This window comes from Streptomyces lincolnensis, assembly GCF_021173675.1.
Classification (GTDB): domain Bacteria; phylum Actinomycetota; class Actinomycetes; order Streptomycetales; family Streptomycetaceae; genus Streptomyces; species Streptomyces lincolnensis_B.
Map to the genome: position 1 here is coordinate 511,384 of NZ_JAIHON010000002.1, position 25,647 is coordinate 537,030.

A 25,647-nucleotide genomic window follows, 5' to 3' on the forward strand; every position below is an offset into this window, starting at 1 on the left:
CGCGATTTCCCCCGTCGTCGCGTCGAATCTGCCATTACGCTGAGTGACTGATTCATTGATATCGCGCACCACTGACAATGGGGGTCTCGCCTTGTCCGACGCCGACTTTCCCGACGCCGTCTCCGACCGTCTCGCCGCCCTCCCCACGGTCCGGGCGGTGGCCCTCGGCGGTTCCCGCGCCCAGGGCACGCACACCCCCGCCAGCGACTGGGACCTGGCCGTGTACTACCGCGGCCCCTTCGACCCCGCCGATCTGCGCGCCCTCGGCTGGGAGGGCGAGGTGTCCGAGGTCGGCGGCTGGGGCGGCGGGGTGTTCAACGGAGGCGCCTGGCTCACGATCGACGGACGGCGCGTGGATGTGCACTACCGCGACCTGGACGTCGTAGAACACGAGCTGGCGGAGGCGGAGGAAGGGCGGTTCCGGGTGGAGCCGCTGTTGTTCCATCTCGCCGGGATTCCCAGCTATCTGGTGGTCGCGGAACTGGCGATCAACTGTGTGCTGCGCGGCGAACTCCCGCGCCCGGAGGCCTTTCCGGAGAAGCTGCGGCGTACGGCGAACGAGCGTTGGTACGGCACGGCTCGCGCCACCCTCGCCTACGCGAGGTCGAACCACGCCCCGGCCGGCCGCCTCACCGAGGTCGCCGGAGCCGTCGCCACGGCCGCGGTGCAGACGGGGCACGCCGTACTGGCGGCGCGCGGGGAGTGGGTGACCAACGAGAAGCGGCTGCTGGAGCGGGCCGGGTTGCGGGCGGTGGACGGGATCGTGGCGGGTGCGGGTGCGGGTGCGGGTGCGGGTGGTGGCGATGCCGGGGACGTGCTGACGGCTGCTGTCGACGAGGCCGAACGGCTCTTCGCCACGGCGATGAAGTCCGCGGCCTCGGCCTCTTGATGCCGCCCCTCTCAAGCCAGCGTCGCGCAGAGCTTGCCGGAGATGTCGGGGTCGGCGTCCCCCAGGACGTCCTGGACCGCGTCGAGGTCGGTGAGGAGGGCGCGCAGGTCCGTGTCGTCGGCGTCCGGGTTCGTCGCGTACGTGAGGACGGCCCGGTAGAAGGCGGCCGACACGTCGGGCCTCATCGCGTCGGCGGCGCCGAAGCACAGCGTGTGGCCGGAGTGCGGCCGGAGCAGCTGTGCGATCCGGCGCTGGACGGGATTGCCGTACCGGGTCACCCGGCCGTGGGCCGAAAAGGCGTAGCCGCCGCGCTGGTTCACCCAGGACTGCTGGGCCTCGGGACCCGCGAGGTAGGCGATGAGCGCTTCGGCACTCGGGTTGTCGTCGGTGAACATGCCGACGAAGTCCGCCGACACCTCCAGCCGGCGGGTGTCGGAGGAGGCCACGAAGTCGTAGCGCGCGCCCTTCGGGAAGCTCATGGCGGACAGGGCGCCGTGGGCGAAGGAGCATGTGGGCGGTTCGGTGGTCATCCCCTCGGCGGCCCGGCTGAAGTTCCGGGTGGGCGCGTCGGCGAGGCTGCCCTCGACGAGCCGCCGCCAACCGGTCCACGCGGCGTGGACCTCGGGCGAGTTCCACTTCAACTCGCCGGAGAGCCACCGCTGGTAGGCCGTGCCGTCGCCGTGGGCGAGCAGGATGTCGGCGATCCAGTCGGCCCCCGGCCAGCCGGAGGTCGGCCCGGACTCCAGTCCGAGGCACCAGGTGGCGGCCCTCCGGGGCGAGAGGGGAGCGGCGGGTGGACGCTCGGGGGCCCCGGGGTCGAACCAGACCAGGCTCTTGACGTCCACCTTCACGGGCACCGCGTAGGTGGTCCGGCCCACTTTCGTCAGCCCGCGGAACGGCTCCACGTACGACGTCGTGGACACGTCGAGCGGCTTGAGCCCCTTGCCCGCGTACTCGTTGATGGCCCCCACGCTCGGCAGCATGGCGAGGTCGGGCGGCGCGCCTGCCGCGACCGCGGCGTCCAGTTGCTGGGTGAGGGCCCGTGTGGCCTGCACGTCCACCTGGATGCCGGTGTCCCGCTCGAAGGTCCTGATGACCGAGTAGAACGCCTGGAACTCGTCGCCGGACCAGGGGATCATGATCGTCACCCGGTCCTCCCGCGGCCCGCCACCGCAGCCGGCCACGGCCACGAGCAGCCCGAGCGTCAGCACCCATCGCATGAGTACCCATCGCATGAGTACCCAGCGCATGAGCACCCAGCGCATGCGTACCCAGTGCATGAGTACGGCCCCGGCTCTCCGCCCGATCCCGGGCACCCTCCGGCCCCTCACGACCGCGGGAACCTGTACTCGGCCAGCCGGGGCCGGTACGAAAGGTGCGTGAGCACGCCCGCGGCCATCAGCAGGGACAGCGCGAGGGCCATCGTCAGCGGGAGCCCGACCAGGGGATCGGCGGTCAGCCGCCGGGCGTCGTGCAGGCAGAGGGCGGCCGTGGTGACGCCCACCGCGGCCGTGATTCCGAGCGCGATCCCGAGCTGCGGACTGAGCCGGCGTCGGAAGTGGCGCACGGTGACATGGCGGGTGACGAGGACACACACGACCATGACGGCCACCGGGCCGACGAGCAGGGACCAGACGTAAGGGGGACGCAGCGACCGCGAGTCCCGCTGGCGGTCGAGCGCCGACTGCTGAAGGTTCCGGAGATCGGTGAGGGACTCCATGAGGCCGCCGGTGCCCGGGATGGGATCGCCCGTCGCGGGATCCCGCTCGCGCGCGCGGGTCAGTGTCTCGCGGGCGGTGTCCAGACCGGCCCGGCCGCTGTGCTCGTAGCCCTCGGCGGCCTCCTCGGCCAGCTGCACGCTGGTGGTCAACTGCCCCTGGACGAACTGGATCTGGCTGAGCCCCTGCTTCCCGGCCGCGTTGCCCTGGGTGGACGCGGTGACGAGGGTGTTCACCCGGGCGGTGGCGTTGGCGAAGTCGGTGCCCGTGCCGATCAGGTCGGCCTGCCCGGTGGCGGAGACCTCGCCGAGCGCCTTGTCCGCCGCCAGGGCGGTGGCGTGGGCCCGGTCGAGGTTCTGTATGGCCTCCTGGGTGCGTCGGGCGGCGGCTATCTGGTGGTCGGCCTGGGCGGAGACCAGCAGATACAGCAGCCCGGTGGCGAGCACCGAGGTGAGCGCGCCCGCCCTGAGCCACCGCAGCACCCGCACGGGGTGCGTCGCTCGCAGGCGCGCGACACGGGCTCGAAGCGTGCCCCGCACGCCCCACACGCCCCACACGGACCGCACAGACCGCCGGGAAGGGCGCGGCGATGACTGCTCCGACGTGTTGTTCCGCCCGGCCCCGGTGTCCACGGCCCTCGCCGAGCCGACCCCCGGAGGTGATCCGTCGAGCCCTGAAGGTGGTTCGTCCCCCACGAGCACCATCCGACCGCGTCCCTGCGTGTCACCCTGCGTACGACCGACCTACATATGACCTGCGTCCGCACCGGCGTGTCCCGCTGCGTAGTGCCTCAGGAGCTTAGCGTGTCGGGTGTGCCGCGGAAACGGGCGCGACCGGTTCGTCCGAGCCGTCGCAACCAGCGGCGTTCCGGAGGGGGCCGCAGCCGGTTCGCGAGGTCCACCAGGGCGACGTACTCCCGCTCGGTGGGGGCGTACGCGCCCAACTGCCGTACCGCTTCGGACAGTGCGAGCCGGTCGCGGGTGCGCAGGAACTCGGCGTACTGGATCTCCGCCCGCAGCCCGGCGGCCGCGGCGTCGTCCAGATCGAGCCCGGCCAGGGTCTCGCGGGCCTGCGTCAGGTCGTCCTCGGTGGGAGGGGCGGCGAGCGTCCGTGAGGTGGCCCGTGCCGGTGGTACGAGAACCGTGCCGAGCAGGCGTACGGCGGCGATCCGGGCCTCGCGCTCGTGGCCGAACTCCTGGGCCAGCCGCTCCATGGCGGCCACCGCGTCCTCGCGGCGGCCCGCCGGCAGGAGCACGCGGGCCAGGCCGAAGCCGGCCGCGCCGAGCGCGGGGGCGGTGGCGAAGACCGTGGCGTAGTGGGCCAGGGCGAGGCCGCGGTCACCGTCGCACTCGGCGCACAGGCCCAGGGCGAGCTGCGGGATCAACTCGCCCGGCACGGTCTGCCGCACCTCGCCGAAGTGGTGGGACGCGAGCCCGGCGTCCTCACGGGCCAGCGCGATCAGACCCGAGTACCACGCGTGCAGCCAGTGCCACGGCTCCAGGCCCGAGCGTTCCAGCGCCCGCGCGGCCAGCGCCACGTCCTTCCTGCGCAGCGCGAGCCGGCTCTCCGCCAGCGCGTTCCCGGCCGACTCGCCGATGTACGGATCGTCGGGATCGGCCAGGGGAGTGGGCAGGGCTACGGCGATCTCCCCGAGCCTCGGCGCGGAGAACGGCTCGGGCAGCGTCAGCAGCCCGTCCTCGTCCGGGACCGCCCGGACCCAGTCGCCGAGCGGCCTGGCCACCCCCAGTCCGCCGTGCAGCGGTTCGGGCATCGAGCCGAACAGGGCCGACGGGCGGGCCACCTGCCGACCGGTCGGCGATGCCGCCACGAGCTGCCGGACCACCCCGCTGAGCTGCTCTCCGAACTGCCGTGCCGAAACGAATCTCCGCTCCGGCTGGGTGACGTCCGTGGCGCGCTGGAGCAGCAGTTCGAGCGAGTGGACGCCGGGGGCCGTCCGGTTCTTCAGATGCGCGCTGCACACCTCCAGCAGCGTGCGCCCGAGCCCGAACAGGTCGAAACCGGCCGTGGGTTCGGCGTGCTCCCTGTCCTCCTGCGGCGGCGCGTACGGCTTCGTGTACGCGACGACCGGGCCGGTGTCCTTGCGCGACCGGACCGAGCCGAAGTCGATGAGCCGCACCCGGTCGAGCGGGCCGGTGGCGCCCTCCTCCCGGAACCGGATGATGTTCAGCGGCTTGACGTCGCAGTGCAGCAGTCCTCGGGCGTGCAGGTAGTCGAGTGCCTGGAGCACGCGGATGCCGTGCGCGAGGAGGGTCTCCAGCGGATCGTCGTCCCGCGCGGCGAGCGGGGCGCCCGGGACGTACTCCAGGACCAGGTGCGGTCCTTCCGGCTCGTAGCCCAGGATGCGGACGATGCTGTCGTGCCGCAGCCCCACCAGGGCGTTCCGCTCGTCCAGGGCGGTCTGCGCGACCGACTGGTTCAGGTGCTTGAGGACCACATGCGTGTCGAGATTGCGGTCACGGGCCAGATAGGCCGCCCCGTACGCCCCCGACCCGAGGACGTGTTCGAGCTCGTAGCGCCCGGCGACGGTCCGGCCCAGAGGCCGGCTGAAGTCGAACGGGGTGCCGCAGTGCGGGCACACTCCCTCGACCCGCCCCGGCTCACCCTCGTGCCCCCGCCCCACCGGCTTCCCGCACGCGGGGTTCGCACAGTGACGGTGCTGCTCGTCCAGCACCCCGGCGGCGGTGTGCAGTGGGAGCTCCGGGAGCTCGGGCACATGCCCCTCCGGTACCAGTTCGAGGCCGTACCAGGGGTTGGGGCGGACCTGTGCCACACCGGCGGTGACGTGGCGCGCTGCACGGTGACCGGCGGTGGCCGGAGCTGCGGTGGGTTTCCGACCCGCGCGGGCGTCCGACTCCCGTTCGCCGTGATGATGCAGCGCCATCCCTCCACAGTATGACAACTGACGTCCCAGGAGCTCGCGTTGCACACGTGCGTCGCGGCGGCGGAGGAACCGCCCGACGGGGACGGGGACTGGGGACGGTCGCAGGGACGGTGATTGCGTTCATAAAGAACATGCCATGTGCAGGCATCGTCACACGTGAGTAACACGAGCGTTCCGAAGCCTCCAACAACGCGATCTACCGTGGAGAACACGGGCCGTACCCGAGAAGGCCCGTGGTGCACAAGCCCGGCCGCCGTCGCCCGAAGGCTCACCCCCGCCTCGTACCGACGACAGGAGCCCCGTGTCGCGTCGTCTCGCTCTGTCCCTGCCGCCCTGGCTGGCGCATGCCCTGCGTGCGCAGCGGGGGCCGGTGCCGTGGAACGCGGTGGTGCGGGGGGTGTTGGCCGCCGGGCCGGTGCTGCTGGTGGCCGTGCTGGCGGGGCGGGAGTCCCTCGGAGTCGTCGCCGCCATCGGTGCCATGCTCGCCGGGATCAACGACCGGCCCGGGAGCCGACGGGTCTCGGTGAAGCGGATCGGGGCGCCGGCGTCGGCCGGGGCGGTCGGACTGCTGGTGGGGACGCAGGCCGGAGACCATGTCGGGCCCGTGCTGCTGACGTTGCTGTTCACGCTGGTCGGGTTGGCGGCCGGTGGGCTGAGTGCCGTGGGGCCGGTGTCCTCCGCGGCGGGGACCCAACTGCTCGTCGCGTCCGCGATCGGGGCCGGGATGCCGCTCCCGGAGGCCGGATGGGAACGGGCGGTCGCCTATCTCGTCGGGGCCGGATGGCTGCTCGGCCTGCGGCTCGTCCTGCCCACCCCCGGTTCGCTCGCCGGGGACTTCCGGTTCGACGGGGAGCGGGAGGCGGTGGCCAGGGTGTACGACGCCGTCGCCGAGTTGCTCGACGCCGTCGGGAGCGACGACGCCACCGCCCGGCGGGTCGCGCTCACCGCCGCGCTGGATCATGCGCAGGACGCCCTCGCCGGACCCCGGCTGCGGCGGTATGCCAGTTCCGCGGCCGAACGACGCCTGCACACCCAGTACGCCGCCGCACTCCCGATCGCCGAGGCCGCGACCGCGCTGGCCTGGACCGGGGACCCGGTGTCCCGGCGCTCCGCCGCGGGACCCCGGCGCCTCGCCGCCGCCGTACGCGACAACACGCACACCGGGCCGCTGCCCGCGCCCTCCCGCTCGGCGCCCGGGCTGCGCGCCCTGGACGACGCCCTGCTGCACGCCGCCGAGGCCTTCGACCGGGGCCGGGGGAGCGATCTGCACACCCGCAGGCACGGCATCGGGGATGTGCTGCGGTCCGTGTTCGGGGCCGGCGGGCGGGAGTACGGTCTGCGGGTCGCCCTGTGCTTCGGGGCCAGCGTCGCCGCCGCCCAGGCGTTGCACCACACCCAGTGGTACGGACAGCACGAGCACTGGTACTGGCTGCCCGCCACCACCGTCTTCCTGGTCAAGCCCGATCTCGGCCCGCTCGTCTCGCGCGTGCTGTGCCGGGCCGCCGGGACGGTGCTGGGGGCGCTGCTCTTCGCGGGGTTCGCCGCCGTGCTGCCCCGGCCCGAAGGGCTCATCGTGCTCGTCGCCGTCAGCGGCGCGCTCATACCGGTCGCCACGCGGCACTTCGCCGCGCAGACCGCCGTCGTCACCGTCCTGGTGCTCGCCCTGGTGATGGTCGGCGGCGAACCGCAGGCCTCCGCCGGACGGATCGCGGAGACGCTGCTGGCCTGCGCGATCGTCCTGATCGTCGGACATCTGCCGATGCCCGGACAGCGGGCCGGGGGAGTACGGGCCAGGCTCGCCGCGGCGGGCGAGGCGGCCCAGGCGTACCTGGCCCACGTCCTGCGCGAGTCCGACGCCCACGCGCTGCACGCCGGTGCCGGTACGGACGTCACCGCCCCCGACCCCGACAGCCGTACCGCCCGCTGGACCCTGCGCCGCGAGGCCTACCGCGCGCTCGCCGAAGCCCGTACCGCCATCGCCCTCGCCGCCGCCGAACTGCCCCCGCTCGCACGCCACTCGGAGGGTGCCGACGAGGTGGCCGCCACCCTCGAACGGCTCGTCGACACCGTCACCGCCTGCGCCGTCCACCTCGACGACACCGGCCGCCTCACGGCCCGGCACACCGAGCGCCTCGCCGAACTCCTCGACGAACTGGACAGGGAGCGCGAGCGCGGCCATCTGCGGATCCCCGAACTGCGCGTCGCCGGGTGAGCGCACCCTGAGGGCGCGGCGGCGACGGGATGCGCGGTTCGGCGCACACGACACGCCGGCCTCGTCGTACGTTGGCGTGATGAGCGACTCTCCCGCCGACCTCGTCATCACCGGATGCACCGCCCTCGTGCACGACGACCAAGAACGGATCGGGTTCGAGGAGAACGCCACGATCGTCGTACGGGACGGAGTCATCGAGTCCGTCACCACGACCCCGGCCACGGTGGAGGCCCGGCAGCGCATCGACGCCCGCGGACAGGTCGCCCTCCCCGGCCTCGTCAACTGCCACACGCACGCGCCCATGGTGGCGCTGCGCGGACTCGCCGAGGACCTGCCCACCGAGGAGTGGTTCAACGACGTCGTCTGGCCGGCCGAGTCCAACCTCACCGGGCGGGACGTGACGTTGGGGGCGCAGCTGGCCTGCGCGGAGATGATCCGCGGCGGTGTCACCTGCTTCGCCGACCACTACTTCTCGATGGACGCCGTCGCCGCCGTGGTCGAGGAGTGCGGGATCCGGGCGCACCTCGGCGAGGCGTACTTCTCCTCACAAGGGCCCCAGGGCCGGGAAGCGTCACTGGAGTTCGCGCTACGACACCGTGGTGGCGCCGGTGGCCGCATCACCACCGCCCTCGCCCCGCACGCCCCCTACACCGTGGACGACGCCGACCTCACCGCCACCGCCGACCTCGCCCGCGAACACGGTCTGCCCGTCCATCTGCACGCCTCCGAGAACCGCGACCAGGCCGAGACCAGCCTCGCCCGGCACGGTGTCACCCCGATCGAGGTCCTCGAACGGACCGGGATCCTCGACACCGACGTCCTCATCGCGCACGGCTCCGGCATCCTCGACCGCGACCTGCCCCTCCTCGCGCGGGCCGCCGGTCTCACCGCCGTGGCCACCGCTCCCCGCGGCTATCTGAAGTTCGCCTGGCCCACCACCACACCGGTCCGCGCCCTGCACGACATCGGCGTCCCCGTCGGGCTCGCCACGGACGGCGCCGCCTCCAACAACTCCCTCGACGTGTGGGAGTCGATGGCGCTCACCGCTCTGATCCAGAAGTCCACGACCGGCGACCCCCGCTGGCTGACCTCCCGCCAGGCCCTGCACCACGCCACCCTCCAGAGCGCCCGCGCGGTGGGCCTCGGCGACCGGATCGGCAGTATCGCGCCCGGGCGGCGCGCCGACCTCGTCCTCGTGGACCTCACCGGGCCGCACACCCAGCCCGTGCACGACCTCGCCGCGACCCTCGTGCACAGCGCCCGCTCCTCCGACGTGCGCACGACGATCGTCGAGGGCCGGATCCTCATGCGCGACCGCGAGCTGTTGACCATCGACGTACCCACAGTGGTGGCGGAACTGGGGGAGCGGCTGCCCGCCCTCGTCGACCGCAGTCATGGGAAGCGGATCCAGGAGTACGACACCTGAGAGGCCGGCGGCACGGCCCTGAGGAGCCCGGAAGAAATCCGTGCGGAAAAAAATCCCGCGGCGGCGATGAGTTCCGCCCCTCCCGTCGGTCACCACCCGGAACGGACCGTTGCACAGGAGGGGTCATGTCGCTTCCGGAGATCGTCTCGCGGGCCCAGTGGCGCGCGGCGCGCGAGGAGTTGCTGCTCAAGGAGAAGGCGGTCACGCGGGCGCGGGACGCCCTCAACGCCGAGCGGCGCGGACTGCCGATGGTCGAGATCGACACGGAGTACGTGTTCGAGGGCGGCGACGGCAAGGCCACGCTGCTCGACCTCTTCGAGGGCCGCGACCAACTCGTCGTATACCACTTCATGTTCGCGCCCGAGTGGGAGGCCGGCTGCCGCAGCTGCTCGGCCTTCCTGGACCAGATCGGGCACCTCGCCCATCTGAAGGCACGGGGGACGACGTTCGCCGCCGTGTCCCGGGCGCCGTACCCGAAGATCCTGCCGTTCAAGGCGCGGATGGGCTGGACGGTGCCCTGGTACTCGTCGTACGCGAGCGACTTCAACCGCGACTTCGAGGTGACCCTGGAGCACGAGGGAGAACGCGTCGAGCGGCCGGGGATCAGCTGTTTCCTGCGCGAGCACGACCGGGTCTTCCACACCTACTCGACCTACGAACGCGGCCTCGACGGACTCGGCTCCACCACCAGCCTGCTGGATCTCACCGCGCTGGGACGGCAGGAGGAGTGGGAGGAACCCAAGGGGCGCGCGTCCACTCTGGGGGCGCCCGCGGGCAGTGAGCGCATCCGATATCACGACGAGTACGAGGACTGACACATTCCGTAGCGAAAGTGACCACTGAGTAACCGAATTCTCACCCTTCGCGCTGAACGAGTGTCAACTACGTCTCAGTCCCGCAACTGAGCGAGGCGTTCGGCCCCTGGAAGGCGTTAACTCCTACAAGTACTCCTACGGATGAGTACAACGCTTTCTGGAGGTGCAGGGTGGTGAACGGGCGAACAGTGCTCGAACGCTTTCCCGCAGGTGGGCCGCGAGGCTCCTGGCCGGCGGAGGAGTTCGCGCACGCGCGGCGTCTTGAGGGACTGCCCGCCGAGGTGGTCATGGATCTCGCGACGGACACGTTCCTGGTGATCGTGCGCAGCGCGGAAGGAGCCGTCGACGCGGTGGCCTGACGGGTCACTCCGCCGATGGCCGGAGGGTCGCGCCTCGCGACCGGGCCGACGGATCAGCCCGCCTTCGGGGCGGGCACGTCGTCCGGCAGACCAGGGCCGCTCGGCACCTTGGTGAACTGCTCCGCCTGGAGCGAGTACAGCTCCGCGTACACCCCGCCGGAGGCCAGCAGCTCGTCCGGTGTGCCGGACTCCACCAGCCGGCCCTGCTCCAGTACGTGCACCAGGTCCGCGTGGCGCACCGACGCCAGCCGGTGCGTGATGAGGATGACCGTCTGGCCGGTGCCGGCCAGGGCGCGGATCTTCTCGAAGACCTCCAGCTCGGCCCGCGCGTCCAGCGCCGCGGTCGGCTCGTCCACGATCAGGATGCGCCCGCGCCGGTACGCGGCCCGGGCGATGCCGAGCCGCTGCCACTGACCGCCCGACAGCTCGTGGCCGCCGCTGAAGTTGCGCGCCAGCAGCGTGTCCAGGCCGCGCGGCAGATCCGCGAGCACCTCCTGGGCCCCGGCCTCCCCGACCGCGTGGTCCACCCGCTCGTCGGTCGCCGGCACCGAGGGGCGCCCCACCGCCACGTTCACACGGGCCGTGAACGGCCACCGCTTGAAGTCCTGGGCCACCATCGCGACCCGCTCCGCCAGCAGCCGCCGGTCCGCGCCCGCCGCGTCCACGCCGTCCCACAGGATCCGGCCCTCGCCGGGCGAGTACAGCCCGGCCAGCAGCTTCACCAGCGTCGTCTTGCCCGAGCCGTTCTCGCCGACCAGCGCGACGATCTTGCCGAGCGGGACGGAGAGCGTCACCCCGTCGAGGGCGGGGCGGGTCGCGTCACCCGGATAGGTGAAGCTGACGTTGTCGAACCGGATCTCGCGCGGATCGTCCGGCAGCGCGGTGCCGCCCACCGGGATGGCCCATGCGGCAGCCTCGGTGTGCAGCCGCTGGAGATCGCCGACGAACAGGGCCTCCTCGTGCAGCGCGTTGACCTCGACGACCAAGGTGTCGAGGCTCTGCGAACCGGTACGGATGGCGATCACGGCCGTACCCGCGACCGACAGCGCCATCGCGCCCCCCAGCAGCAGCCCGCCGAGCGTCGCGTAGGTCGCCGCCGTCGCCAGGCCCGTCCACCCGGCCGCGATCAGACCGGTGCCCGCGGCCAGCCGGGCCAGCCGGGTCTGCTCCGCCTCGGCCGTCTCGGCCATGGCGCGGAAGTGACGCAGCAGGAACGGCCCCACGCCGTGGACACGGACCTCCGGCGCCGCCTCGGGCTCGATCAGCAGGGCGCCCAGCAGCCGGCCCGCGCGCACATGCTGGACCCAGGCGTGGAACGACGCGTACCGGCGACGCGCCATCGTCAGCGCGCTCCACGCGCTCGGCAGGGTCATCGTCACCAGCAGCGGCAGCAGGGCCGGATGCAGCACGGTCAGCACACCGGCCGCCGCGATCAGGGAGATCATCGCGTTCACCACGCGCGTGGCGTACGAGATCATCCGCCGGGCGGAGACGGCGCCGTACTGCGCGGTGTCCAGCAGCTTGTGGAAGGTGTGGTCCTCGATCGCGGCCAGCTCCACCGTCGCCGCCCGCTCCAGGTACCGCTCGGTCGCCACCCGCTCCACCTTGGGTTCGAGGCGTCCGGTGGCGTACGTCGACGCGGCCCGCAGCAGCGCCCCGACCATCATCACGGCGGCCATCACGACCAGCGCGGGTACGGCGCCCCGCAGCCGCTCCTCCAGCGTGCCCCCGCCGATCAGCCGGCCCAGCACGCTGTTGACGGCGAGCAGACTCACCGCCTGGGACAGGCCCCGGCCCACCTCCGCGGCCAGCACGATCCGCGCCGCCGGCCGGTCCGCCTGCCACGCCAGCCGGAAACTCGCCGTCAGCAGCGACGGCAGGCGGGTCACCATCGCCCGGAAGTTCAGCTCCAGGAACGCGTCCTCATGCGAGTTCCACCCCACGTCGTACCGCAGCGGCCCCCCGAAGAGCAGCCGCTCCGACTCGGAGACCCCGGGCTGCTCCGCAGCCTTCCGCTTTCCCACCGCAGTCCTCCCCCGGTCCCTGGACGGAGGCCACTATCGCGGGGGCGGACTCCCTGGGGCAGGGCGCAGAAAGGGGAGGGGGAAGCGCGCGGGCGCACACCTGTGAACTCCGGGTCCAGCAGCGCCCCTTCTAAGGGGCGCGGGGAACGGCGCGACAAGCCACACGCGACCCGCACGCGACAAACAACCCGCAGTAACTCGGCACCCGAAGCGGAGCGCTTACGCGCTGACCGGCCGAGACCACGTCGGCGTCGTCCCCGTGAGCCGGCACACCGCCAGATACAGCGGTATCGGGGGCGTGTACGGCACCGTCCCCTCCGGCCGGTGCAGCAGATCGGGTACCACCGGGGCGTCCGGAACTATCGCCCCGGTGGCGTACTGGGCGGGCGCGGGCCACTCCAGGGCGTAGTCGGAGTCGGCCGGCACGAGCCACCACCAGTGCGCCTCATCGGCGTAGACGCATCCGGGTCGTGGCAGTCGTGACATCACCTGAGGGCCGAGCCGCGCCGGTACCGCCACCGCGTCGCAGCCCAGGGGCACCGTCATGCCGTCGGGCACCGGCAGCCGCAGGGGCCGGGGTGTCCCCGGTGTACGCAGTCCGCGTCGGAGGCGGACCAGCGTGTCCAGGGTGAACACCTGGCCGCCGGAGCCGGCCCTCACACCCACGCACCTCCCGTCCGGTGGTCGCGGGCCTCGGTGTCGGGCGCCGCTCGGTGGTGGGTCTCCGCCGCGTCCTCCTCGCCCGAGCCGCCGGACGGGCCGGGCTTCGGGCGGGCTCCCCAGCCCAGGTCGTTGCGGGGACCGGTGTCGGTGCGGGGCTCGTCGGCCTTGCGCGGCAGATCCGCCCAGACCAGCAGCCCCGGGCCGTGCTCATGGGCACCCCACGAATGACACAGGGCCTCGACGAGGAGCAATCCCCTCCCGTGCTCCTCCTCGGGCCGCTGCGGTGACGGGTGGGGCTCGCCCGGCGCGCACCCCTCGTCACGCACCGCTATGCGCACCAGGTCGTCACCGTCGTGCAGCTCGCAGACCACACGGCGGCTCGCGGTGTGCACGATGGCGTTGGTGACCAGCTCGGTCACCACGAGGGCGGCCGAGTCGCAGGTGTCCTCGCCGACCGACCAATGGGTCAGCCGGGCCCTTGTCAGGCGTCTGGCCTGCGCGGGAGAACCCGGATGGGCGGCCAGCTCGAACCGGAACCGGCGCTCGGTGGCGACCCTGTCGGGCCCCTTCGCCGGGGCGGCACCGAGACCGAGGGGGCGGCCTGCGGCGGCGTCTGTTCCTAAGGGCGCGGACGGAATCACGCTTGCCACTATCGCCCCGACGTGAACACTTGGCAAGTGTCACTCTGAAAAATGCAGAGTGCTGTGTGACGTGGTGAGGTGCCGTGGCACACTGCTCGCAACAGCACGTCGAGCGGCGCCAGTTGGGATCACCGAAGATCCGTACCCATCCGTACAGATCTTCGAATAGGTCTTCGAATGGCGCCGCAGCACTGTCAGCGTGCCGCGAGGCCGGTCCGATCCCCTGTGGCCGCCCGACCAGGGACTTTGTGGAGGTGGAGGGTGAGCGAACCGCGGTCCGCGCCGACAGTCGGCCAGGTCGTGCTCGGCCGGCGCCTCCTGGATCTGCGGGAGCGCGCCGGGCTCCGACGCGAGGAGGCCGCCCGCATCCTGCGCGTCGCACCCGGCACGGTCCGGCGCATGGAGATGGCCGAGGTCGCCCTCAAGATCCCGTACCTCCAGCTGCTGCTGAAGGCCTACGGCATCACCGACCAGGAGGCCGAGGCCTTCGTCCAGCTCGCCGAGGAGGCCAACCGGCCCGGCTGGTGGCAGCGGTTCCACGACGTCCTGCCCGGCTGGTTCTCGATGCACGTCAGCCTGGAGGGCGCCGCCGCCCTGATCCGCCAGTACGAGCCGCACTTCGTGCCCGGACTGCTCCAGACCGAGGACTACGCGCGTGGCGTCCTGCGCTCCGGCGCCATCGGCCAGACCAGCCCCGAGGACATCGAGCGCCATGTCGCCCTGCGCATGGAACGCCAGGGTCTGCTCACCCGTCCGGACGCGCCCCGGCTGTGGGTCGTCATGGACGAGACCGTGCTGCGCCGCCCCGTCGGCGGTCCGGAGGTGATGCGTGCCCAGATCGACAAGCTGCTCGACGCCACGAAGCTGCCCAACGTCACGCTCCAGGTCGCCCCGTTCGCGAACGGGCCGCACCCGGGCACCTACGGGCCCTTCGTGCTCTTCCGATTTGCCGTGTCCGAACTGCCGGACATGGTCTACAGCGAGTACCTGACCGGCGCCGTCTACCTGGACGCGCGCGTGGAGGTGGCGACCCACCTCGAGGTCATGGACCGCATGGCGGCGCAGGCCGCTACTGCACATCGCACGAAGGAGATCCTGAAGGATCTCCGCAAGGAGCTGTGAATGGATCGCATCAAGCCGCGCAACGTCTACAACGGCATGCCCGCGCGGGACTTGGGCAGCGAAGGCTGGCACAAACCGTGGAGCGGCGGCAACGGCGGCAACTGCGTGGAGGCGATGAAGCTTGCCGACGGCCGGATCGCCGTCCGGCAGTCCACCGACCCGGACGGTCCGGCGCTCATCTACACCACGGACGAGATGACCGCGTTCATCGAGGGCGCCAAGGCGGGGGAGGCCGACTTCCTGCTTTCCTGATCTCTGGGCTCGATCGAGCCCAATTGCTGGGTTGTCGCTAATGATTGAGGCTGTCGCCATGACGGAGTGCGCCACCGTGTCGCCGCCGCACTCCGTCGGCGGGCATCACAGCCAGGACCACATCCGCCGCGGGGCGTCCACCAGTCGGCTCACCGCGACCACGGGGAGCGGCGGCTGAGCGGCCTGGTCGGAGCTGAGGTGCAGACCGTAGTAGATCTGCTCGATCGAGGGCGGTCCGACCGCGAGGTTGCGCCGGACGGCCGACGACGAGGTCTGCTCCCCGGTCTGCACGAGATAGGCCGCGGCCATCGTGCCCGTGCGGCCCACGCCGGCACCGCAGTGCACGAACACCGGTCCGGACGAGCGGGCGACCACGTCGAGGAAGCGCCGCACCTGCTCCGGCTTCGGTGTCTGCCCGTCCCGGATGGGCATGCGTACGACATCCAGTCCGGCCCGCTTCGGTCCGGCGAGCTGGGCCGCGCTCAGGTCCTCGGCGCGCAGGTCCACCACCGTGGTGATGCCCATGCTCGCCAGGGCTCGGTAACCGGCGGGGGAGGGGGCGGCGCCCCGCCACAGTCGTCCCTCGGAGTCGACCGGCTGGAAGTGGTGCACACCCTGCACCGTGCGGGTCCCGGCCGGGGCCGGGGTCTCCTCGCGTGCCCAGTACGACACGGCCAGGATGCCGAGGGCGCCGGTGGCCCAGAGGGTGAGGTAGCCGAGGGCCACGAGGAGGACGATCCGCAGCATGCGCCGCGACAGGGGGCGCGGGCGAAGGGCGGCGGGGGGCAGGGAAGCGGTGAGGACAGCCATGGGCGACCCGGGGGATAGGGGACGGAAAGCTTTCGCAGGCTAACCCGGGTGGCGTATGGCTGTCTTGTCCGTGTACGTGCGGCTATGTGATCACCGAGGTGATCGTTCCGCGGGCTCCGGTGCGGCCGCGGACGGGTCAGTCGTCGTCCGCGTCACCGATGCCGACCACCGTGAGGTGGGCGCGTTCCAGAGTGGCGTCCTCCAGGCAGCCGCGCAGCCGCATGAGGTCGTGGTCCGTGAGCGCGGGGCGTACCACCCCGGCGAACAGACCGTCGCCCAGGTCGCCGAGTGCCGCGTGCCGCAAGGGCACTGACGTGGAGTCGCGGCAGCGCTCCCAGACCTGCTGCGCGGCCAGGGACCGCCGCTCGGCCGTGGTGTCCGAGCCCCGCAGGTCGACCTGGACGATCACCGAGGTCGCCCGGCTCTCGTCGCGTTCCTCGTCGCGGGTCTGGGTGAGCTCGGCGAGCCCCACGACCAGCGCGGCGAGCAGGGCGGCCCCGACGACTGTGACCACTGTCACGCGGGTGGCGCGTCCCCGGTCGCGCCGGGCGCCCGGCCCCGGCAGGTCCTCCAGGTCTTCCAGATCGTCCAGGTCCTCCAGATGCTCCCGGTGCTCCAGGTCGTCGGACCTGCCCGGGTCCGGGGCCGCCAGGACGGCCAGCCGCCCGGCGAGCCGCCGCTCGGCCGGCCTGGCCGTGGCCGACGCGACCTTCTGCACCACCCAGGCGAGCCCGGTCAGCACCACACCGGTGACCATCAGGACCGGCACGAAGACGTACGTACGGTCCGCCGGGTCCGCCAGCCAGCGGAACCGGGTCTCCTCGCGGGCCGCGGCCGGCTGCCGCAGCCGGGTCAGCACGTCCTCCTGCCGTGCCTCCGCCTCCCGCTGCCGCCGGTCGGTGTCACGCAGCCGTTCCTCGATCCGGGTCAGCCGCCCGAGCGTCACCAGGCCGAGCAGCAGCACCTCGACGACCAGCAGCAGCACTCCGCAGATCAGGGCCCGCTGCCACTGCCAGCGGTACAGGTAGATGACGAGGTAGGTGCCGGCCCCGGCCGCGGCCAGCCCTCCGAAGACGTACGCGACCTTCCTCATGGCGCGCTCCCCAATGGCGCGCTCCCCAGCGGTGTGTCGCCAGTGGCCGGCCGTGAGTCACCGGTCGTCGGCCGTACGTCGCTGGTCGCCGGTTGGATGGCGCCGGTTGTCGGCCGGGTGTCGCTGGTTGTCGGTCGTGTGGCGTCGGCGGTCGGCCGTACGTCGCCCGTCGGCCGTACGTCGCCCGTCGTTCCGTCGACGGTGAGTCGGGTGCCGGGTGGGAAGCGGTTCAGGGCGTCGGTGGCGCCGACGACCGCGGGGAGTCCGAACTCCCTCGCCAGCACGGCGAGGTGGGACAGCGGGCTGCCCGTCTGGGCGACCAGTGCGGTGAGGCCGGGCAGCAGCGGGGCGAGCGCGGGGTCCAGTGTGCGTACGACGAGCACGGCATCGGCCGGCCGGGGCCCGGCGCCGTCCCAGACGGTCCCGACCGCGCGTCCTCCGGAGACCCCTCGGACGCCGTCGCCGCGGCCGTGGTCCCGCTCGGCGACGACGGCGCCGTCCGCCGCCAGCCGGAACGCGTCCGGCAGCGGCGGAGAGACGGCTCGCGGCACCCGCGCCTCCAGGTCGGCGGGCGGTGCCCCGCCCTCCAGCATCTCGCTGAGCTCCGCCCACCGGAGCAGCCCGACCCGCTCCACGGCGATCCCGGCCCGCCGTGCCGCCTCCCGCACGAGCCGTACCTGGAGCTCCTGCACCCAGCGGATGCGGAGGCGGAGGGCTTCTCGGGGCGGGAGGGAGGCGGGGCTCGCCGTGGGCGGTCCTCCTCCGGCCAGGTCACTGGTCGGGTCTCCTGCGTGCGGGTGCGGGTCTTGCCGGGGTGTCCCGTCCTCGCGGGTCACGGGCCGAGGCTGGGTCACGGGCCGAGGCAGGGCTCCCGGCCGTTCCCGCAGACTCGGTGCCGTCAGAGCCAGGACGACCGGGTTCTCGGCGATCGCGTGGTCGTCGGGAAGGCCCCGGGCGCGGGCCCGGGCGAGGGCGGACAGGGCCAGGCCCGCGGCCGTACGGCCCTTCGGAGGGTCGCGCAGGAGCGCACCGGCGAGGGCCTCCTGCGCGTGCAGGGAGGTCAGGACGCGACGGGTCCAGCGGAGTTCCGTCCGGAGAGTGGGGGAGGGGAGTCCGGCCGGGGCGGGGACATCGGCCAGGTGCCGGTCGACGTCCGCGACGAGGTCCGTCGCCAGGCCGGGCAGCGCCGGGGTGAGCCGGCCCACCCGCCAGGCCGCGCCCAGCCGCCGCGCACCGGGCGCCGGATTGAGCAGCGTCGGCCACCGGTGTCTCGGCCCGACCACGCCGAGCAGCCGCAGGTCGGCGACGGCGCGTCCGCCGACCGTCGTCACCACGGGCACCGACCTCAGCAGCCGGCGCGGCACGCTGCCCACGATGTCGAGCGCGGCAGCCAGCCCCCGGGCCATGGGCGCCACCCACAGGTCCTCCTCCAGCGGAGTCAGCTGCTCCGGCAGGGTCTCCGCGACCGGTCCGGGCCCCAGGAGCCGTGCCCCGCGCTCCGGGCGCGCGGCCATCGCCGTGATCGGACGGCTCTGGAACAGCCACAGCCGCCCGTCCTCGTCGAACCCGAACTCGATGTCCTGCGGCCCGCCGAACACCCGCCGGGCCTGCCGCGCGAGCCGCGCCAGCCGGACCAGTTCGGAACGCGTGAGCGGCGATCCGGCCCCGGCGGGCTCCGTCCGCAGCAGCCGCCCGTGCCCGCCCAGCCAGTACGAGGTCCCGGCCTGCGCGCCGCTGACCAGGCTGTCCGGCCCGCCGCGCACCGCGCTCACCAGCATCCGGTCGGTGCGCCCCTCGACCGGGTCGGCACCGAACATCACGCCGCCGACACGGGCCGTGAGCATCGGCTGCACGAGGACCGCCATCGGCACGGCGGACCCGTCCGGCCCGTACGCCGAGTCGAGCACGGTCCGTACGGCCGTACGGAACTCCCGCCAGCCGCGGACATCGAGCACGGAGTCGAAACGGCCCGCCAGCGAGGACTGCTCGGTGTCCTCCCGCGGCGACGAGGACCGTACGACGAGGGGGAGGACGCCGCCGTCGGAGAGCTCCTGCCAGGCCCGCCGCAGGGCGATCGCGTCGGTGTTCCCGCCGGGCGGGATCACGAAACCGGGGAGCACCGGCAGCCCGGCGCCGGCCGCGCGGGCGAGGTTGGCGGCCTTGGATCCGGTGAGTCCGGGGAGAACGGCGTCGGGATGTCCCAGCGGGACGGCGGCCGGAGCGTGCGCCCGCGCTCGGCCGGGGGCGACCTCGCCCCGGGCTCCTTCCCCCTCGCGTGCGCCTTCTCCGTGGCGTTCGTCGAGCGTCGTCATCGAGCACCCTCCAGGACCGGCCGCCAACAGGGGGGACGCGCGGGGGTGGCCCTGCGCCTGACGGCGGAACGAAGGATGGGACGGGCCGCTGCCGGTCCGGCGGACCGGGTCCGACGACAGCTCGCCTCCTGCTCCGATGATCCCACCGCAGTTCGGATCCTTGTAGCCCGTAAGCCACTTTTCGGACATATAAAGGAAAAATCAGTGCGGTGGTACGAGGGCGGATCGTGGTGCTCGTCCTGGCGAAGCATCCCGTGGTTCCTCCCCAGGCAGGAGAGCCGCGGCGGGCGGCTCGTCCGTGCGGAGGAGCGCGTGGAGGAGCGGGCGGGGGTGGGCACGGGCGGGCGCGGCGGGGGCAGGGGTGGGTGGGTCAGATGTCGGTCGGCGGCAGGATTCCGCAGAGGGCCTCGATCGCCGCGCCGTAGGAGTGCTCCGAAGGGGTCGCGTACCCCACGACCAGGCCGTCGTGCGCCGGCATGTCGGTCGCCGGGTGCCGGAACTCGGCGAGGCCGTCCAGGGCGATGCCCTGCCAGGTGGCGGCCTTGACCGTGGACCGCTCGGTGCCCGGCGGCAGCCCGAGCACCGCGTGCAGACCGGCCGCGACCCCGGTGATCGTCACGTGCGGCGCGTGCGTGGCGAGCGCCGCGACGAGCCGGTCCCGGCGGGCGCGGTACCGCTGCCGCATCCGGCGCACATGACGGTCGTAGGACCCGCGGGACAGGAAGTCGGCCAGGGCGAGCTGGTCCGGGACGCTCGCCCAGGCCTCGCGCTCGCCCTTGGCCGCGAGCACGCCGTCGACGTACCGCTCCGGAAGGACCATCCAGCCCAGCCGCAGCGCGGGGGACAGGCTCTTGCTGACCGAGCCGAGGTGGATCACGCGCTCGGGGTCCAGTCCCTGGAGGGCGCCGACCGGCTTGCGGTCGTAGCGGAACTCCCCGTCGTAGTCGTCCTCCAGGATCACCGCCCCACGCGCGCGTGCCCAGCCGACCACGGCCGCCCGGCGCGCCGGATCCAGCGGCCCGCCGGTCGGGAACTGGTGCGCGGGCGTGAGCAGGACGGCCCGCTCTCGGCCCAACAGGTCCGTCCGCGCGCCGCGTTCGTCCAACGGGAGCGGTACGGTCCGCACCCCGGCGGTGTCGAGGAGCTCCCGGTGGAAGCCCAGCCCGTACGCCTCCACGGCCAGCGGACCGCGCAGCACCCCGCCCCCGCCCTGGCCGAAGAGCAGCCGCAGCGCGTGGGCGAAACCGGAGCAGACGACGATCCGGCCCGGCTCGGTGCGCACGCCCCGCGCGCGGGCCAGGTACTCCGTGAGCGCCTCCCTCAGCTCCACCCGCCCGGCCGGATCGCCGGGCCCGAACACCTCGTTCGGCGCCTGCTGCAGCGCCCGCCGGTAGGACGCCAGCCACTCCGCCCGCGGGAACGCCGACACGTCCGGGCTGCCCTGCCGCAGGTCGTGCCGCGTCCCCCGCGCGCGTGCGGACACCTTACGGCGCGCCTCTACGGCGGGACGCAGCGGCCTCGCCCGCTCCGCGACCCGGGTGCCCGAGCCCTGACGGGCGGTGAGCCAGCCCTCCGCGACGAGTTCCGCGTAGGCGTCGGCCACCGTGTTCCGGGCGACCCCGAGGTCGGCGGCGAGCGAACGGTACGGCGGCAGCCGGGTCCCGGGCGCCAGCCGTCCGTCGCGCACCGCCTCGCGCAGCGCCCGGATCAGCGCGGCCCGCCGGCCACCGGGACCGGACAGCTCCAGATGCAGATCGGCACCGATCCGTTCCGCGGAATTGACCCACGATTCCTCCATGGAAATGCACCCTACTGTGGGTCTTTTCAGGTCGTAGCTTGGTGCACATGACGACGAACACGACAGACGTGACCAGCACTCTTTCCGCCCAGGTCGTGGCCCGGAGGAACCGCCTGGACCTCGCGAAGTCCGCCCCGAAGGTCTTCCGCGCGATCATTGGCTTCGACGCCGCCGCCCGCCAGGGCCTCGACCCGGCCCTCGTCGAGCTGATCCAGATCCGCGCCTCGCACCTCAACCACTGCGCGTACTGCCTGCACATGCACACCAACGACGCCCGCAAGGCCGGCGAGAGCGAGGACCGGCTGCACCTGGTCCCCGTCTGGCGCGAGGCCCGCCACTTCTTCACCGAGCGGGAACAGGCCGCCCTCGCCCTCACGGAAGCCGTGACCCTGGTCGCCGACAACGGCGTCCCCGACGAGGCCTACGCGGGCGCCGCCGCCCACTTCGACGAGGAGGAACTCGCCCACGTCCTCGCCGTGATCCTCACGATCAACACGTGGAACCGGGTGGCCCTGGCCACGGCGAAGGTGGCGGGGACGGACGAGCGCCGCTGAGCGTGCCGCTCCGGTCACCGCCCGCGGACCGGCTACACGGTCATCGGCCGGTCGTACGGACCGATCGGCGCCGGCAGCCGTGAGCTGCCCGTCAGGTGACGGTCGACGGCCGCCGCCACCGCCCGCCCCTCCGCGATCGCCCACACGATGAGCGACTGCCCCCGGGCCGCGTCCCCCGCGGCGAACACCCCGGGGGCGTTCGTGGCGAAGTCGGTGTCCCGGGTGATCGTGCCGCGGGGATCCAGCTCCAGGCCCAGCTGCTCGACGAGCCCGTCCCCCTGGTCAGGCCCGGAGAAGCCGAGCGCGAGCAGGACCAGGTCGGCGGGGAGTGCCCGCCCGCGGTCCGCCACCGGGCGCCGCAGCGCGTCCACCTCGACCAGATGCAGGTGCCGCACATGCCCGTCGGCGTCACCGGTGAGCCGGAGCGTGGACGCCGCGAACAGCCGCGCGTCGGCGTCCGCCGCCGGCGCGGTCGCCAGCTCGCCGGCCTCCTCGTGCGCGGCCGACAGCCGGTAGATCTTCGGATACGTCGGCCAGGGGTCGGTGTCCTCGTCGCGCTCGGTACCGGGCTGGGCGTAGATGTCCAACTGCGTGACGGACGCGGCCCCTTCCCGCACCGCCGTCCCCAGACAGTCGGCCCCCGTGTCCCCGCCCCCGACGATGACGACGTGCTTCCCGGCGGCGGACAGCGGAGAGACCTCCAGGTCGCCCTCGCCCACCCGGTTGGCCAGCGGCAGATACTCCATCGCCTGGTGCACCCCGGCCAACTCCCGCCCCGGAACGTCCAGTTCACGCCAACGCGTGGCCCCCGTGGCGATCACCACGGCGTCGTACCGCGCCCGCAGTTCGGCGGCACCGATGTCCCGCCCGACCGCCGTGGACGTACGGAACTTCGTGCCCTCCGCCCGCATCTGCTCGATACGCCGTTCGAGGTGGTGCTTCTCCATCTTGAACGCGGGGATGCCGTACCGCATCAGCCCGCCGATCCGGTCGTCCTTCTCGTACACGGCGACCGTGTGGCCCGCCCGGGTCAACTGCTGTGCCGCGGCGAGGCCGGTGGGCCCGGAACCGATCACCGCGACCGTTCGCCCGGACAGCCGCTCCGGAGGCCGCGGCGGCGCGAACCCGAGCTCCCACGCCCGGTCGGCGACCGCCACCTCGACGTTCTTGATGGTCACCGCGGGCTGGTTGATGGCCAGCACGCACCCCGATTCGCAGGGCGCCGGACACAACCGGCCGGTGAACTCGGGGAAGTTGTTCGTGGCGTGCAGTCGGTCGGCGGCCGTGCGCCAGTCCTCCCGGGACACCAGGTCGTTCCACTCGGGGATCAGGTTCCCGAGCGGACAGGCCTCGTGGCAGAACGGGATACCGCAGTCCATGCACCGGTCGGCCTGCTTGCTGATGATGGGCAGCAGCGCTCCCGGGACGTACACCTCGTCCCAGTCCCGCACCCGTTCCCCGACCGGCCTGCGCGGCCAGTCCTGGCGAGGCGTGGTCATGAATCCCTTGGGATCGGCCATGGGCGTCTTCCTTGCTCGCGCGTGCGACGCTTACGCGTCCGACGTGGCCGTGCGTCATCGAGCGGCACTCCTTCGGCCACGATACGTCCCCGTGGGTGGGGACGCAGAGCGTCGGACAGCGCTGTGCGACGGGCTTCTCCGGATCTTCCCGGGGCCGTGTCGGAGGGTCGCTCGGGCGAGACGCGGGGCTCCTCAGCGGGGCCCCTCAGGACGGCTCCCTCAGCACGGCTCCCTCAGAAGAGCTCACTCAGGTGAGTGCCAGCACGTACGCCAGCGCGGCGGCGGCCGAGGCGACCGTGCGGACGTGGTTCCACAGCGTCCACTCGCGCACGTACGTCGGCCAGTACGCGGCCGCCTCCGGAGTACCCGGCTCCAGCCGGTCCAGCGCCTCGTTGCGCGGCACGTTCGCCACCATCGTCAGCCCGAACACGCCGAACAGATACAGCCCGCTGCCTATCAGCAGCTCGGCGGTCCCCTCGTCCGGCCACAGCACGAACGTCACCACCGCTATCACCGCGGACAGCACCGCCGACCCGGCGAACACCAGCATGAACGGCGGCCGCAACGCGGTCACGTTGATCGCGTGCATCGCGGCGACCCCCTGTGCGGGCGGCAACGCGGCCAGCCCTCGCATCACGAAGGTCGAGAACCCGCAGAAGACCCCGGCCACCAGACCGGTCCCGAGCACGCCCAGCACCGTCAGTACGAAGTACGGACCATCGATCATGACGACCTCGATTCCCCCATCGGCCGAGCCCATGCCCGGCACCACCGTCACCACCAGTGAAGCCCGCCACGGCGACCGATCCCATGCCCGATCCGCGCGAGGCCATACGCGAGCGTCCAGCCCGGCCGGCCCGCCCGGTCCTCCGCCGGCCTGTCTTCTGCTGCCCGGTCCTCCGCCGGCCCTTCCCCGTCGTCCACTCCCTGGTCCTCCCCGCCCACTCCGGTGCTCACCCGACTTCCGCCTCGGAGACACGCGTCCCTGTCGCGACCTCCGTCTCCGCCTCCGCGAGATCCGCCTCAGCCCCCGCCGATCTCCACCCCGCCAGCACCCCTTCCACGCCCGCCGCGATCCGCCGCCGCGCCTCGTGCCTGGCCACTCCGCTCATCAGCAGGTGGTCGTACGGGGTGTCCACGTGCCGTACGGAGGCCACGACCGCCGCGATCACCGCGCCCTCGGAGAACGCCCGCCCCGCCGCACTCCGCCCCACCCGTCCGCTGCCCCGCACCGAGGCATGCGCGGCGATCGCCCGTGCCCGCTCCGTCGGACACCCGGGGAACAGCCGCCCTATCTCCGCCGCGAACGCCTCCGCGAACCGCACGTCCTCGGCAGCCCGCCGCCGCGCGTCCCGCGTCCGGCGCCGCCGTCTCGCCTCCGCGTCCGCCAGACACCGCGCCTCGGCCCGGGCGAGCCCCGCCTCCTCGACGAGAACGCCCTGTCGCTCGTACCGCCCCCTGCGCCGGTTGAACCGCACGACGACCGCCGACAACGAACTCTCCTCCCGCGAACGGCGCGTGAGCGCGGTGTCGCCGCGCGGCAGGAACACCAGGTGCCCCAGATCGGCGCAGTCGAGGCACCGCGGCGCCCCGTCCTCGACGACGAGCAGCGACAAGGGCCCACCGCGGCACTCCGCACAGTGCCGTCTCCGCAGGGGTTGGATCACGAGAAGTCCGGTACGGAACGCGGAGGTCATGGGGGAGGCCATAGGGGTGTCATTCCCTTTCGCGGGCCCGGGACCACGCCTCGGACCGCGCATCGGGCCACGCCTTGGGCGGTCGAGAGGGCTGCCTCGACACCGCCCGCCGGGCCTGCGGGCGCCGCGCGTTCCGCCCCCGGCCTGACGCATCATGGGCCCTGTGCGACTCGAAGCGATCACCTGGGACCGGCTCGGCGACCTCCTGGCCGAGCGACTGCTCGACCTGAAACCGGCTGACGGCAGCTCGTGGCCACGCATCGCCTTCGACGGCGCCTCCGCCGCCCGCCCCGGCGACCTCGCCGCCCGCGTCTCGGAATCCCTGCGGATACGCGGCCGTTCCTCCCTGGTCGTCGGCACGGAGGGCTTCCTGCGCCCCGCCTCGCTCCGCCTGGAGTACGGCCACCAGGACGTGGACGCCTACTACGACGGCTGGTTCGACACCGGCGCCCTGTGGCGCGAGGTCTTCGGCCCCCTCGAACCCGACGGTGACGGCCGTGTCCTGCCCGACCTGTGGGACCCGGCCACCGACCGCGCCACCCGCAGCCCCTACGTCCAACTCCCGCCCGGCGGCGTGCTGTTGCTGCACGGTCCCCTCCTGTTGCGCCACTGGTTCCCCTTCGACCTGAGCGTCCACGTCCTCCTCTCGCCCGGTGCCCTGCGCCGCCGCACCCCGGAGGCCGAGCGCTGGACCCTGCCCGCCTTCGAGCGCTACACGGACGAGACCGACCCGGCGGCCACGGCCGACGTCCTGGTGCGCGCCGACGACCCGCGCCACCCGGCCTGGAACGGCTCGGGCGACTGAACCGGCTGAACCGGCCGGGCCTGCCCTCGCTGGTG

At 73.0% G+C, this 25,647-nt stretch carries 22 protein-coding genes; 9 read left to right on the forward strand and 13 right to left on the reverse strand.

Annotated features, from left to right (window positions below; genetic code table 11):
• The first annotated feature begins 91 nt into the window (after positions 1-91).
• A complete protein-coding gene (locus tag K4B79_RS05845) occupies positions 92-889 on the forward strand; it encodes a nucleotidyltransferase domain-containing protein (RefSeq protein ID WP_232025166.1) in 798 nt (265 codons plus the stop codon).
• An 11-nt stretch (positions 890-900) separates the two neighbouring features.
• On the opposite strand, the gene K4B79_RS05850 is transcribed toward K4B79_RS05845, so the two are convergent.
• From K4B79_RS05850 to K4B79_RS05860, 3 genes are all read right to left on the reverse strand, one after another.
• Positions 901-2,124 (reverse strand): extracellular solute-binding protein, encoded by a 1,224-nt coding sequence (locus tag K4B79_RS05850; protein ID WP_232025167.1) that lies wholly within the window; start codon positions 2,122-2,124, stop codon positions 901-903.
• A gap of 92 nt (positions 2,125-2,216) precedes the next feature.
• Positions 2,217-3,095 carry a hypothetical protein gene (locus K4B79_RS05855; protein WP_232025168.1) on the reverse strand — a complete coding sequence of 293 codons (879 nt, stop codon included), beginning with the start codon at positions 3,093-3,095 and terminating at the stop codon, positions 2,217-2,219.
• A gap of 302 nt (positions 3,096-3,397) precedes the next feature.
• On the reverse strand, positions 3,398-5,509 hold the full coding sequence (locus tag K4B79_RS05860; RefSeq protein ID WP_232025169.1) for a tetratricopeptide repeat protein: 2,112 nt from the start codon (positions 5,507-5,509) through the stop codon (positions 3,398-3,400).
• A 301-nt stretch (positions 5,510-5,810) separates the two neighbouring features.
• Between K4B79_RS05860 and K4B79_RS05865 the strand changes: the two genes are divergently transcribed.
• The 4 genes from K4B79_RS05865 (at position 5,811) to K4B79_RS05880 (ending at position 10,321) form a co-directional block, all read left to right on the forward strand.
• Positions 5,811-7,721 (forward strand): FUSC family protein, encoded by a 1,911-nt coding sequence (locus tag K4B79_RS05865; RefSeq protein ID WP_232025170.1) that lies wholly within the window; start codon positions 5,811-5,813, stop codon positions 7,719-7,721.
• 79 nt (positions 7,722-7,800) lie between these two features.
• Positions 7,801-9,147: an amidohydrolase gene (locus K4B79_RS05870; protein WP_232025171.1), complete on the forward strand. Its 1,347-nt coding sequence runs from the start codon at positions 7,801-7,803 to the stop codon at positions 9,145-9,147.
• A 125-nt stretch (positions 9,148-9,272) separates the two neighbouring features.
• Positions 9,273-9,962 carry a DUF899 domain-containing protein gene (locus K4B79_RS05875; protein WP_232025172.1) on the forward strand — a complete coding sequence of 230 codons (690 nt, stop codon included), beginning with the start codon at positions 9,273-9,275 and terminating at the stop codon, positions 9,960-9,962.
• Between the two features lie 170 nt (positions 9,963-10,132).
• Complete coding sequence (locus K4B79_RS05880; RefSeq protein ID WP_445276256.1) at positions 10,133-10,321, forward strand: hypothetical protein; 189 nt, start codon at positions 10,133-10,135, stop codon at positions 10,319-10,321.
• 53 nt (positions 10,322-10,374) lie between these two features.
• Here the strand turns inward: K4B79_RS05880 and K4B79_RS05885 are convergent, their stop codons facing one another.
• The 3 genes from K4B79_RS05885 to K4B79_RS05895 all read right to left on the reverse strand — a co-directional run bounded on the left by K4B79_RS05885 (position 10,375) and on the right by K4B79_RS05895 (position 13,658).
• Positions 10,375-12,345 carry an ABC transporter ATP-binding protein gene (locus K4B79_RS05885; protein ID WP_232025174.1) on the reverse strand — a complete coding sequence of 657 codons (1,971 nt, stop codon included), beginning with the start codon at positions 12,343-12,345 and terminating at the stop codon, positions 10,375-10,377.
• A gap of 219 nt (positions 12,346-12,564) precedes the next feature.
• Complete coding sequence (locus K4B79_RS05890) at positions 12,565-13,011, reverse strand: hypothetical protein (protein ID WP_232025175.1); 447 nt, start codon at positions 13,009-13,011, stop codon at positions 12,565-12,567.
• A complete protein-coding gene (locus tag K4B79_RS05895; RefSeq protein WP_232025176.1) occupies positions 13,002-13,658 on the reverse strand; it encodes an ATP-binding protein in 657 nt (218 codons plus the stop codon). Before K4B79_RS05895 ends, K4B79_RS05890 begins: the two co-directional genes overlap by 10 nt.
• Before the next feature lie 252 nt (positions 13,659-13,910).
• On the opposite strand from K4B79_RS05895, the gene K4B79_RS05900 reads away from it, so the two are divergent.
• Positions 13,911-14,771: a helix-turn-helix domain-containing protein gene (locus K4B79_RS05900; RefSeq protein WP_232025177.1), complete on the forward strand. Its 861-nt coding sequence runs from the start codon at positions 13,911-13,913 to the stop codon at positions 14,769-14,771.
• Entirely contained in the window at positions 14,772-15,023 is a 252-nt protein-coding gene (locus tag K4B79_RS05905) for a DUF397 domain-containing protein (RefSeq protein WP_067430663.1), read from the forward strand. It begins immediately after the preceding gene.
• A gap of 105 nt (positions 15,024-15,128) precedes the next feature.
• Here K4B79_RS05905 and K4B79_RS05910 read toward each other — a convergent pair whose 3' ends face one another.
• The 4 genes from K4B79_RS05910 to pdxR all read right to left on the reverse strand — a co-directional run bounded on the left by K4B79_RS05910 (position 15,129) and on the right by pdxR (position 21,036).
• Positions 15,129-15,833, reverse strand: coding sequence for a fused DSP-PTPase phosphatase/NAD kinase-like protein (locus K4B79_RS05910; protein WP_232025178.1), 705 nt, complete (start codon positions 15,831-15,833; stop codon positions 15,129-15,131).
• A gap of 136 nt (positions 15,834-15,969) precedes the next feature.
• The gene (locus K4B79_RS05915) at positions 15,970-16,926 is read right to left on the reverse strand and encodes a hypothetical protein (protein WP_232025179.1); all 957 of its coding nucleotides are present in this window, start codon (positions 16,924-16,926) and stop codon (positions 15,970-15,972) included.
• Positions 16,923-19,238 carry a PEP/pyruvate-binding domain-containing protein gene (locus tag K4B79_RS05920; protein ID WP_232025180.1) on the reverse strand — a complete coding sequence of 772 codons (2,316 nt, stop codon included), beginning with the start codon at positions 19,236-19,238 and terminating at the stop codon, positions 16,923-16,925. Before K4B79_RS05920 ends, K4B79_RS05915 begins: the two co-directional genes overlap by 4 nt.
• 370 nt (positions 19,239-19,608) lie before the next feature.
• Entirely contained in the window at positions 19,609-21,036 is a 1,428-nt protein-coding gene (gene pdxR / locus K4B79_RS05925) for a MocR-like pyridoxine biosynthesis transcription factor PdxR (protein ID WP_232025181.1), read from the reverse strand.
• A 47-nt stretch (positions 21,037-21,083) separates the two neighbouring features.
• Between pdxR and K4B79_RS05930 the strand changes: the two genes are divergently transcribed.
• A complete protein-coding gene (locus K4B79_RS05930) occupies positions 21,084-21,590 on the forward strand; it encodes a carboxymuconolactone decarboxylase family protein (protein ID WP_232025182.1) in 507 nt (168 codons plus the stop codon).
• Between the two features lie 32 nt (positions 21,591-21,622).
• Here the strand turns inward: K4B79_RS05930 and K4B79_RS05935 are convergent, their stop codons facing one another.
• From K4B79_RS05935 to K4B79_RS05945, 3 genes are all read right to left on the reverse strand, one after another.
• Positions 21,623-23,110 carry a glutamate synthase subunit beta gene (locus tag K4B79_RS05935; protein WP_232025183.1) on the reverse strand — a complete coding sequence of 496 codons (1,488 nt, stop codon included), beginning with the start codon at positions 23,108-23,110 and terminating at the stop codon, positions 21,623-21,625.
• A gap of 247 nt (positions 23,111-23,357) precedes the next feature.
• The gene (locus K4B79_RS05940) at positions 23,358-23,837 is read right to left on the reverse strand and encodes an anthrone oxygenase family protein (RefSeq protein ID WP_232025184.1); all 480 of its coding nucleotides are present in this window, start codon (positions 23,835-23,837) and stop codon (positions 23,358-23,360) included.
• Positions 23,838-24,063: 226 nt separating this feature from the next.
• Positions 24,064-24,807, reverse strand: a complete 744-nt coding sequence (locus K4B79_RS05945; RefSeq protein ID WP_232025185.1) for a DUF2293 domain-containing protein — start codon at positions 24,805-24,807, stop codon at positions 24,064-24,066.
• A gap of 154 nt (positions 24,808-24,961) precedes the next feature.
• On the opposite strand from K4B79_RS05945, the gene K4B79_RS05950 reads away from it, so the two are divergent.
• On the forward strand, positions 24,962-25,612 hold the full coding sequence (locus K4B79_RS05950) for a uridine kinase (RefSeq protein WP_232025186.1): 651 nt from the start codon (positions 24,962-24,964) through the stop codon (positions 25,610-25,612).
• Positions 25,613-25,647 lie beyond the last annotated feature (35 nt).